Source organism: Tahibacter sp. (assembly GCF_035481375.1).
GTDB lineage: Bacteria > Pseudomonadota > Gammaproteobacteria > Xanthomonadales > Rhodanobacteraceae > Tahibacter.
The window spans coordinates 1-10,733 of the sequence record NZ_DATIGT010000107.1 but is presented as its reverse complement, the minus strand read 5'-3'; the positions used below and the strand labels follow the sequence as shown (position 1 = coordinate 10,733).

At 68.2% G+C, this 10,733-nt stretch carries 7 protein-coding genes; 5 read left to right on the top strand and 2 right to left on the bottom strand.

Features of this window, described 5'->3' with window-relative positions; all coding sequences use genetic code 11:
* Nucleotides 1–211: 211 nt before the first annotated feature.
* Complete coding sequence (gene orn / locus VLF18_RS06720) at nucleotides 212–775, bottom strand: oligoribonuclease (protein ID WP_325278850.1); 564 nt, start codon at nucleotides 773–775, stop codon at nucleotides 212–214.
* 163 nt (nucleotides 776–938) lie between these two features.
* On the opposite strand from orn, the gene VLF18_RS06715 reads away from it, so the two are divergent.
* From VLF18_RS06715 to VLF18_RS06695, 5 genes are all read left to right on the top strand, one after another.
* Complete coding sequence (locus VLF18_RS06715; RefSeq protein ID WP_325278848.1) at nucleotides 939–3,518, top strand: GGDEF/EAL domain-containing response regulator; 2,580 nt, start codon at nucleotides 939–941, stop codon at nucleotides 3,516–3,518.
* 83 nt (nucleotides 3,519–3,601) lie between these two features.
* Nucleotides 3,602–4,228 carry a transcriptional repressor LexA gene (lexA, locus tag VLF18_RS06710; protein ID WP_325278847.1) on the top strand — a complete coding sequence of 209 codons (627 nt, stop codon included), beginning with the start codon at nucleotides 3,602–3,604 and terminating at the stop codon, nucleotides 4,226–4,228.
* Nucleotides 4,229–4,231: 3 nt separating this feature from the next.
* On the top strand, nucleotides 4,232–4,855 hold the full coding sequence (gene imuA / locus VLF18_RS06705) for a translesion DNA synthesis-associated protein ImuA (RefSeq protein WP_325278846.1): 624 nt from the start codon (nucleotides 4,232–4,234) through the stop codon (nucleotides 4,853–4,855).
* Between the two features lie 380 nt (nucleotides 4,856–5,235).
* On the top strand, nucleotides 5,236–6,717 hold the full coding sequence (locus VLF18_RS06700; protein ID WP_325278845.1) for a DNA polymerase Y family protein: 1,482 nt from the start codon (nucleotides 5,236–5,238) through the stop codon (nucleotides 6,715–6,717).
* 113 nt (nucleotides 6,718–6,830) lie between these two features.
* Nucleotides 6,831–9,968: an error-prone DNA polymerase gene (locus VLF18_RS06695; RefSeq protein WP_325278849.1), complete on the top strand. Its 3,138-nt coding sequence runs from the start codon at nucleotides 6,831–6,833 to the stop codon at nucleotides 9,966–9,968.
* Nucleotides 9,969–10,065: 97 nt separating this feature from the next.
* Here VLF18_RS06695 and VLF18_RS06690 read toward each other — a convergent pair.
* On the bottom strand, nucleotides 10,066–10,733 hold a 668-nt coding region (locus tag VLF18_RS06690; RefSeq protein ID WP_325278844.1), incomplete at its 5' end, for a ThiF family adenylyltransferase.

Here is a 10,733-nt window from a genome sequence, read left to right as displayed (position 1 = left end):
CGCCTGCACGATGCGCTGTATCGCCTCGCCGCCGCCGACGGCCGTCTGCAGCCGCGCGAGAAGGCGTTCCTGGATGCGGCGACGGCGAAGCTGGGCTTCGCCTAGCGGAAATCGGGGGAATCGGGAATGGAGAATCGTCAGGGCAACGGCAAACCCATCCCGCCCGGGCCCACGGCCGTCGAAGGCGGGGTTACCTCGCTTCGACGATTCCCTATTCCCGATTCCCGGCAATGCGCCCCATGAACTGCCGGTAGTAACGCAGTTCCGCGACGGAATCGCGGGCGTCGGACAGGGCCGTGTGGGCCGATTCCTTGACGTGGCCGCGCGCGACGTCGGGCGCCCAGCGCCGCGCGAGCTCCTTGATCGTGGAAACATCCATATTGCGATAATGGAAAAACCGTTCCAGGCGCGGCGCGAGGCGGTGCAGGAAGCGGCGGTCCTGGCAGATCGAGTTGCCGCACATCGGCGACTTGCCGGCGGGCACCCAGCGGGCGAGGAAATCGACGGTCAGCGCCTCGGCGACGCCGAGCTCGACCGTCGATTCGACGACGCGCTGCCATAACCCGGACTTGCGATGCTGGTTTCGATTCCAGTCGTCCATGGCGTCGAGCCTCTCGACCGGATGGCGGATCGCGAATTCGGGCCCTTCGGCCAGCACGTTGAGTTCGCGATCGGTCACCAGCGTCGCGATTTCCAGGATCGAATCGCTGTCCGGATCGAGCCCGGTCATCTCCAGGTCGATCCAGATCAGGTTGTCCTCGTGCGGCTGCGGCATCGTCCTTGTCTCCGGGAAAGCGGCGGAAGCCGGCGATGGTAATACCAGAGAATCTCCAAAACCGCCGTCCCGGCGATTCTGGAGTCGCCGGCCGGCGGTCAATTTGCGCCCCCCTGCCCCGGCGTATACGCTGCGCCTACCCCAGGGGGACAGGGGCGGGGGAATGGACAGGGTATTGCTGCTGGAGGCCTCGGCGACACGTCGGCGGGCGGTTCGATCGCTGCTGACGCCGAAAGGCTACGACGTTACCGAAGCCACCGATTACGCGCAGGCGATCGACGTATTGCGGCGCCAGGGCGAAACTGTCAGCGCGTTGCGCGCGATCGTGCTGGGCTGGCCGGAATTCGCCGACAGTCTCGCCGATGAACTGTTCGCGCTGCTGCGGCGCGAGGAGTTCGAGCACCTCGCCGTGCTGCTGCTCGCCGACCGCAACGACGCGGGCGCGGTCAACTGGATGATGAAGCGCCAGAGCACCGCGCTGCTGCTGTGGTCCGACTACAGCGAATGCGCCGATGCGCTGGCCAAGCTGCTCGCGCCCGCGACGCATGCGCAGGATCTCGACATCGGCGGCCAGTCGCACCTGCGCATCCTGTTCGTCGACGACTCGGCCACGGTGCGCACCGCGTTCCGCCGTCTGCTCATGAAGCAAGGCTATGTCGTGGAGACGGCCAACGACGTCGAGGACGGCTGGGCCAAGGCGCAGGCGGCTTCGTTCGACATCGCGATCGTCGACTATTTCATGCCGGGCGAACCCGGTCCGGCGCTCGTGCGCCGCCTCAAGGACGATCCGCGCACGGCCGGCGTGCTGACCGCGATCATCACCGGCACCTATTCCGACCGCGTCATCAACGAATCGCTGGCCGCCGGCGCGCTTGAGTGCCTGTTCAAGAGCGAGGCGCGCGAACTGTTCCTCGCGCGCCTGGGCTCGCTCGCGCGCGCCGTGCAGGATCGCCAGTCGGTCGACGCCGAGCGGCGCCGGCTGCAGAGCATCCTGTCCTCGGTCGGCGACGGCGTCTACGGCGTGGACGCACGCGGCGTCGTGCAGTTCGTCAATCCGGCCGCGCTCGACATGCTCGGCTACGACCGCACCGATGAATTCATCGGCCGCAGCGCGCATGAACTTTTCCACTATGCGTTCGAAGACGGCACGGCGACCACGCCGGCGACGTGCTTCCTGTCGCAGGCCTACGCGCAGGGCAGCCAGGTGCCCGGCTGGCAGTCGGTGTTCTGGACGCGCGGCAACCGCTCTATGCCGGTCGAATGCACGGTCTATCCGCTGAACCTCGACGGCCGCCGCGAAGGCTCGGTCGTCGCGTTCCGCGACATCTCGACGCGGCGCATGCTCGAGGAGGAACTGCGCTGGCAGGCCAGCCACGACGCGCTGACCAAGCTCAAGAACCGCGCCTGGTTCGAGACCCAGCTCGAGCAGGAGATCACGCGGCTCAGGCGCACCGACCAGATCTCGATACTGCTGTTCCTCGATCTCGACCGCTTCAAGTACATCAACGACACGGCCGGGCACACCGCGGGCGATCAGTTGCTCGTCGACATGAGCCGGCGCCTGTCGACGCGGCTGCGCGGCTCGGACCATCTCGCGCGCATGGGCGGCGACGAATACGCCGTGATCCTGCGCAACATCAGCCCCGAGCGCATCAACGCGATCGCCGACGATTTCCGCCGCGCCATCGTCGGTTCGCCGTTCGTCTACGGCGGCAAGAGCTATCGCGTCGGCGTCAGCATCGGCGTGGCCGTGCTCGACCAGCACACGCCGTCGCGCACCGAAGCCATGGCCAACGCCGACATCGCGCTGCACATGGCCAAGAGCCACGGCCGCAACCAGGTGCACGTGTTCGCCGAGGACGCCGAGCAGCGCACCCTCATGGACCTGGAGCTCGGCTGGAGCGCGCGGCTGGAAGAAGCGCTGCGCCTGGATCAGTTCGTGCTGTGCTTCCAGCCCATCCTGCCGCTGCGCCAGGTCGACTGCGACAGCCTGCCCGAGCAGCAGGGCGCACTGTGGACGCGACACCTGCGCCGCAACCAGCAGCAGCGCGCGTTCTACGAGGCGCTGATCCGCCTGCGCAATCCCGACGGCACGCTGGTCGCGCCGTCGGCCTTCCTGCCCGCGGCCGAGCGCTTCAGCCTGATCGCCGAGATCGACCGCTGGGTCATCCGCAACACGCTCAAGGCGCTGCGCGAAACTTCGCTGCAGGATCCGCCGATCGGCGTGTCGATCAACCTGTCGGCGCAGGCCATCGGCCAGGCCGACCTGGCGCGCTTCATCACCGACCGTCTCGTCGAATACAACGTCGACCCGCGCGCGGTCGCGTTCGAGATCACCGAGACCGGCGCGCTCAACAACCTCGAAGCCGCGCGCAATCTGATCAACGAACTGCGCGGCTTCGGCTGCCGCTTCGCGCTCGACGACTTCGGCGTCGGCTTCTCGTCGTTCACGCATCTGAAGCATCTCGATGTCGACATGCTGAAGATCGACGGCTCGTTCACCCAGGGACTGCTGACCGACCCGGTCGATCTCGCGGTGATCACGGCCATCACGAGCATCGCCCACTCGATCGGCAAGATCACCGTCGCCGAATACGTCGACCGGCCCGAGATCCTGCGCGCGCTGCGCAACTGCGGCGTCGACTACGCGCAGGGCTTCTACGTCGGCCGGCCCAAGGCCGGCCTGCGCGCGGCCGGCGGCCAGCTCGAGATCGTCGGCGGCAACGAGGCCGCTACCGGATGAGCCCGCCGTAGCAGCGCGGCGGCACGCAGCCTGAACTCAGGAGGCACTTGCAGGGCCGCAGGCACATACGTACATTCGTACGCATGCCGACCGAAACTGCCCTGACCGCCAATCAACAGCGCGTACTCGACTTCATCGCCGACTACGTGGCCGAGCACGCGAACGCGCCGAGCCTGCGCGAAATCGCCGAGGCGCTGAGCCTGCGCAGCCACAGTTCGGCACAGGACTACGTCGAGGCGCTCGTGCGCAAGGGCGCGCTGGAACGCCTGCCGCAGCACCGCGGCCTGCGCCTCGCGCATCGCGCCGAGACGCCCCGCTCCGCACTGCGGGAGCTGCCGCTGGTCGGCCGCGTCGCCGCCGGCTCGCCGATCCTCTCCGACGCCAACATCGAAACGCGCTACGCGGTCGATGCGGCGCTGTTCCGCCCGCGCGCCGACTTCCTGCTGCGCGTCGTCGGCCTGTCGATGCGCGACGCCGGCATCCTCGACGGCGACCTCATCGCCGTGCATCGCACGCCGGATGCCGACGACGGCCGCATCATCGTCGCCCGCCTCGACGACGAGATCACGGTCAAGCGCCTGCGCCGCGAGCGCGGCCGTCTGCTGCTGGTTTCGGAAAACCCGGATTTCGCGCCGATCGAAGTCGATCCGCGGCGCACGAACGCCTTCGCGGTCGAAGGTCTCTATGTCGGCGTCATTCGTCAGGGGTAACTCATGTCTGCGGTCGGCTTGAACGAAGTCTTGCGATATCCGGGCGTCTGGCGCCGTTCGTCGGCCGCGGCGCCGACCCTGCGCACGCAGGCCACCGGCTGCGCCGAACTCGACGGCCTGCTGCCCGGCGGCGGCTGGCCGCTCGGCGCGCTGTCGGAAATCCTGTTCACGCAGGACGGTCTCGGCGAGCTGAGCCTGCTGATGCCGGCGCTGGCCGAACTCACGCAGCGGCGCCGGCGCGTCGTGTTCGTCGCCCCGCCCTATGTGCCGTATGCGCCGGCGCTGCAGAACCACGGCGTCGACCTGAACTTCGTGACGCAGATCCAGGCCGATGCCGGTGACAGCAGCTGGAGCGCCGAGCAGTGTCTGCGTTCCGGCGGCTGCGGCGCCGTGCTCTGCTGGCTGTTCAAGTCCGACTACGCGCAATTGCGCCGCCTGCAGCTGGCCGCGGAAACCGGCGGCACGATCGGCTTCGTGTTCCGCCCCGCCGCGGCCGCGCACAACCCGAGCCCGTCGGGCCTGCGCCTGCTCGTCGACAACGATCGCGAAACCACGCACATCGAGGTACTCAAGTGCCGCGGCGGTCTCGACACGCGCCGCGACACGCGCTTGCGATGGAACGGATGAATGCCGGGCAGGTTGGGTTGAGCCGAAGGCGAAGCCCAACATCGGGGAATCCCCGCTGGCGAACCCCGGCATCGATGAATCCGCGCAACGATCATGTCCGGTGAAGCGCGGGTTGCCAGTGCACGCCATGGACGCATCCTGACACCTTTGTCGCATCCGCAACAAAGCAACAATCGGGCAGCGCGACGACATTCCGTCCCGATCGACAGCATGATCTTCAGACGTCGCTTCGATCGACGATCGGCAACCGGGACGCCTCGATGTTGGGCTTCGCCTTCGGCTCAACCCAACCTGCGCCTCCCTGGTATTCGCCGTCCCGCCCCCCAATCCTCACTCTTTTCTCACTCCTCCCGACTCTTTTTCCTACCCCCGCCGCTCCCATGCTCTGGGCCTGCTTCCACTTTCCGGCGCTGCCGCTGCATGCCGTCTTCGGGACCCAGGCGACAGCGGCGCAGCCCTGCGCGTTGTACGAAGGACCGCGTCAGCGCCCGATCATCGCCTACGCGAACGAGGCGGCACAGGCACGCGGTGTGCGCGCCGGTCTCGTACTGGCGACGGCGCGTGCGCTCTGCGCCGAACTCGATGCGCGCAGGCGCGAATCCGACGCCGAACGGCAGGCGCTGCATCTGCTCGCGACCTGGGCCTATCGCTTCAGCGGCCAGGTCAGCCGCAGCGAACCCGATACGCTCTGGCTCGAGGTCGGCGCGAGCCTCACGCTGTTCAAAGGCTGGCCCGCGCTGCAGCACCAATTGCATGCGGAACTGCGGGCGCTCGGCTTCGATACCTACCGGCTCGGCGTCGCGCCGGTCGCCGCCGCGGCGCGCGTGCTCGCGCTGAGCTACGGACAGATCGCGCTGCGCCAGCGCGATGCGATGCTGACCGCGCTCAATCAGGCGCCGATCGCACTGGCCGGCCTGCCGGCTCAGACCGTTGCGCCGCTGCAGGGAATGGGATTTCGCACCTTGCGCGATATTTTCGCGTTGCCGCGCGTGGAGCTGACGCGGCGCATGGGCCCCGACGGCGTACGTCATCTCGACGTACTGCGCGGCCAGACGGCGGAAGCGCTGACGCTGTATCAGCCGCCGGATCGCTTCTCGCGCCGCATCGAACTCGATGCGCTCGTCGACAGCTGGCAGCCGCTGCTGTTTCCGCTGCGGCGTCTCGTGCACGAACTCGCGCTGTATCTGCACGTGCGCGACAGCGGCGTACAGCGGTTCGAACTGCGGCTCGAACACGAGAATCATGCGACCACGCGCGTGCCGATCGGACTCGTCAGCGTGCAGCGCGAAGCACCGGCACTGTATGAATTCTGCCGCGGCCGGCTCGAGCGCGCCGAGATTCCCGCCGAAGTCAGCGCGATCGCGCTCGTCGCCGACGACCTGCCGCCGTTTCGCCCGGGCCATCGCGACCTGTTCGAGCCCGCGCGCAGCGAAGGACTCGACTGGCCCGCGCTGACCGAGCGGCTGCGCAGCCGGCTCGGCGACGAGGCGCTGCAGGGGCTGGCCTGCGTCGCCGACCACCGTCCCGAGCGCGCCTGGCGCTTCACGCCGCTCGCTGCGCAGCCCGCCGGCGGCGCGCGCAAGCCGCGCCCGGCAAAAGCTGCCGTCGTCGATCCCGCCGACTTGCCGTCGCGGCAGCCTGCGGCGTCGCGCCCGCTCTGGCTGCTCACGCAGCCGATACCGCTGCGCCAGCCGCCGGCCCAGATCCTTTCGGGACCCGAGCGCATCGAAAGCGGCTGGTGGGACGGCGCGGATGCGCGCCGCGACTACTACGTCGTGCGCTGCGCCAACGGCCAGCGCGCCTGGGCATTCCTGCCTGCCGGCGAAGACGGCGGCTGGATGCTGCACGGCTGGTTTGCATGAGCGACGCACCGATCGATCTGGCCGAACGGCGGCGCCGGCGCGATGCGCTGAAAGCGGCAGCGGCCGAGGAAACGTCGCAGAACGCTGCGACGGCCCCGCCGGTGCAGGAGTCCATGCCGGGCGAGCCCGACTGCGCGTATGCCGAACTGCACTGCCTGTCGGACTTCAGCTTCCAGCGCGGCGCGTCGTCGGCCGACGAACTGTTCGAGCGCGCGAAAAAACTCGGCTACGCGGCGCTCGCGATCACCGACGAATGCTCGCTCGCCGGCATCGTGCGCGCGTTCAATGCATCGCGCGACCGCGGCCTGCCGCTGATCGTCGGCAGCGAGCTGCGTCTCGACGACGGCCTCGTGCTCGTCGTGCTCGTCGAAGACCAGACCGGCTACGCCAATCTCTGCCGCATCATCACGCAGGCGCGCCGGCGCAGCGAAAAAGGCGAATACCGCGCCGGCCGCCGCGACGTGGAGCCCTGCAGCGAGGGTCTGCTCGCGCTCTGGATCGCGCCGAAGACGACGACCGGGGCCGCCGTCGACGCGCAGGCGGAGTGGATGAAAAGCACTTTTCCACAACGCGCATGGATCGCGGTGGAGCTGCACCGCGACGGCACCGATGCGCAGCGCCAGGCCGGCCTGCAGGCCCTCGCGCAGCGGCACGGTCTGCCGCTCGTTGCGGCCGGCGACGTGCACATGCACCAGCGCCGGCGGCGCGCGCTGCAGGACGTCATGACCGCGATCCGCCTGAACACCACGGTCGAGCAGGCCGGTCATGCGCTGTTTCCGAACGGCGAGCGTCATCTGCGTCCGCTGCCGGCGCTCACGCGCATCTATCCGGCCGAGCTGCTGGCCGAGTCGGTCGCGATCGCGCGGCGCTGCCGATTTCGTCTCGATTCGCTGCATTACGAGTATCCGAGCGAAGTCGTGCCGTCCGGCGTCAAGCCGATCGATCACCTGCGCGCACTGACCTGGGCCGGCGCCGGCTGGCGCTGGCCCGGCGGCATCGACGAGAAGAACCGCCGCCAGCTCGAGAACGAGCTCGCGCTGATCGAAAAGCTCGAATACGAGCACTTCTTCCTGACCGTGCACGACATCGTGCACTGGGCGCGCGCGCAGAAGCCGCCGATTCTCTGCCAGGGCCGCGGTTCGGCCGCGAACTCGGCCGTCTGCTTCTGCCTCGGCATCACGTCGATCGATCCGGTCCGAAGCAGCCTGTTGTTCGAGCGCTTCATTTCCGAGGAGCGCGACGAGCCGCCCGACATCGACGTCGACTTCGAGCACGAGCGCCGCGAGGAAGTCATCCAGTACGTGTTCGACAAGTACGGCCGCGATCGCGCCGCGCTCGCGGCGACCGTGATCATGTACCGGCGCAAGAGCGCCGCGCGCGATGTCGGCCGCGCACTCGGCCTCGGCGACGACCAGCTCAACCAGCTCAGCGATGCCTATTCGCACGCCCACGGCGACGTGCCGCTGGCGCAGCGGCTGAAGGAATGCGGTTTCGATCCGACGAGCCGGCTCATGCGCTACCTCGTCGCGCTCGTCGAAGAACTGCGCGGCTCGCCGCGCCACCTGTCGCAGCATGTCGGCGGCTTCGTGATTTCCGAGCATCCGCTGCACACGCTGGTACCGGTCGAGAACGCGAGCATGGCCGACCGCACGGTGATCCAGTGGGACAAGGACGATCTCGAATCGCTGAAGCTGCTCAAGGTCGACTGCCTCGCGCTCGGCATGCTGACCTGCCTGCGGCGCTGCTTCGATCTGCTGCGCGAGCATCACGGCGTTTCGCTCGATATCGCGTCCGTCCGCGACAACGACGATGCCACCTACGCGATGATCCAGCGCGCCGACACCATCGGCGTATTCCAGATCGAGTCGCGCGCGCAGATGTCGATGCTGCCGCGGCTGAAACCCGCGAACTTCTACGATCTCGTCGTCGAGATCGCGATCGTGCGGCCCGGGCCGATCGAAGGCGGCATGGTGCATCCGTACCTGCGCCGGCGCAAAGGTCTCGAAGCCGTCGAATATCCGGAATCCACACGCAAGACGGTGGCCGAGAACGAAGACAAGAAGAATCGCATCCAGGCCATCCTGGAACGCACCCACGGCGTGCCGATCTTCCAGGAACAGGTCATGAAGCTCGTCCAGGAAGTCGCCGGCTTCACCGCGGGACGCGCCGACCAGCTGCGCCGCGCGATGGGATCGTGGAAGCACGACGGCACAGTGGAAAAATTCCAGCAGGAAATTTTCGACGGCATGAAGCGGCAGGGCTACGAAAAATATGCCGACGGCCTGTTCAACCAGATCAGGGGTTTCGGCAGCTACGGCTTCCCCGAATCGCATTCGGCGAGCTTCGCGCTGCTCGCCTACGCCTCGTCGTACATCAAGTGCCACTACCCGGCCGTGTTCACCTGCGCGCTGCTCAATTCCCTGCCGATGGGCTTCTATGCGCCGGCGCAACTGATCCAGGACGCGCGCCGGCACGACGTGGACGTGCGCCCGATCGACGTCACGCGCAGCAGCTGGCATTGCCTGCTCGAACCCGATCGCGGAACGCTCGCGCTGCGCCTGGGTTTCTGCCTGCTCAAGGGCGCATCGGAATCCCTGGCGACACGCATCGCCGATGCGCGCGCGCAGCGCCCGTTCGAGAGCGTCGCCGATCTCGTGCAGCGCGCCGGTCTGAACCGCTTCGAAAGCGAGCGCCTCGCCGAAGCCGGCGCGCTGCAGCAGCTCGCCGGGCACCGTCATCGCGCGCGCTGGTACAGCGCCGGCGCCGAGCGCCTGCCGCCGCTGCTCGCCGCGGCGCAGACCGCGGAACTCGACGTCACGCTGCGCCCGCCGACCACGGCCGAGAATGTCGAGGCCGACTACGCCACGCAGGGTTATTCGCTCGAAAGCCATCCGGTGGCGCTGATCCGGCGCGAATTGCGCAAGCAGGACTTGTCCGACTCGCGCACGATCCGCAACCAGGAACACGGCGCGCCGGCGCGCGTCGCCGGACTCGTCACGGTGCGGCAGCGGCCGCCCGAGGCCGGCGGCGTCACCTTCGTCACGCTCGAAGACGAATTCGGCCAGATCAATCTCGTCATCTGGGAACGCGTCGCGCTGCGCTACCGCCGCGAACTGCTCGAATCCACGCTGCTGCGCGTCGATGGGCAGCTGCAGCTCGTCGACGGCGTCTGCCATCTCGTCGCGCATCGGCTCAAGAACCTCAGCAAGCTGCTGCCGCGCTTCGGTTCGGTGTCGCGGGACTTCCATTGAAGCGGGACCGTAGGACGCAATAACCGAAGGGCATTGCGCCGTGTCCGGTCGGGCGTCGCCACGTGGGGATGGTGCAATGCGCTGCGCTTACTGCGCCCTACGCGGCACAGATCTGCGCGATGTCCTCGTAGCCATGGAATAGCGCGTCGCGGCCGCAGCCGGGACAGCCCGGATCGCGGCCCAGGCGCAATTCACGGAAGCTCGCGGCGAGTGCGTCGTAGCAGAGCAGCCGTCCGACGAGCGGGGCGCCGCGCCCGAGCATCAATTTGATCGCCTCGGTCGCCTGCAAAAGACCGATCACGCCGGGCAGCACGCCGAGCACGCCGGCTTCGGCGCAGTTCGGCGCGTCGGCCGCGCTCGGCGGCTCCGGGAAAAGACAGCGATAGCACGGCGATTCGGCGCGACGCGCGTCGAACACGCTGACCTGTCCGGTGAAGCGATGCACCGCGCCGTAGACCAGCGGAATGGCGAGCCGGCGGCAGGCCGCATCGAGCAGATAGCGCGTCGGAAAGTTGTCGGCGCCGTCGATGACGACGTCAGCCCCCTCCAGGCAACGCTCGACGTTGGCCGCGAGCACGCGCTCGTCGACGAGTTCGATGCGAATGCGCGGATTCAGCGCACTCAGCGCCATGCGTGCGGACTCGGTCTTGCGCATACCAACGCGCGCTTCGGCGTGGACGACCTGACGCTGCAGGTTGGAACGTTCGACGCGATCGTCATCGACGAGTCGCAGCGTGCCGACGCCCGCCGCGGCCAGATACAGTG

What these genes read in the sequence shown, in the direction of transcription:
- imuA (WP_325278846.1), top strand. Translation starts at nt 4,232, where the DNA reads ATGTCTGCGGTCGGCTTGAACGAAGTCTTGCGATATCCGGGCGTCTGG.
- VLF18_RS06715 (WP_325278848.1), top strand. Translation starts at nt 939, where the DNA reads ATGGACAGGGTATTGCTGCTGGAGGCCTCGGCGACACGTCGGCGGGCG.
- orn (WP_325278850.1), bottom strand. Translation starts at nt 775, where the DNA reads ATGCCGCAGCCGCACGAGGACAACCTGATCTGGATCGACCTGGAGATG.
- lexA (WP_325278847.1), top strand. Translation starts at nt 3,602, where the DNA reads ATGCCGACCGAAACTGCCCTGACCGCCAATCAACAGCGCGTACTCGAC.
- VLF18_RS06700 (WP_325278845.1), top strand. Translation starts at nt 5,236, where the DNA reads ATGCTCTGGGCCTGCTTCCACTTTCCGGCGCTGCCGCTGCATGCCGTC.
- VLF18_RS06695 (WP_325278849.1), top strand. Translation starts at nt 6,831, where the DNA reads ATGCCGGGCGAGCCCGACTGCGCGTATGCCGAACTGCACTGCCTGTCG.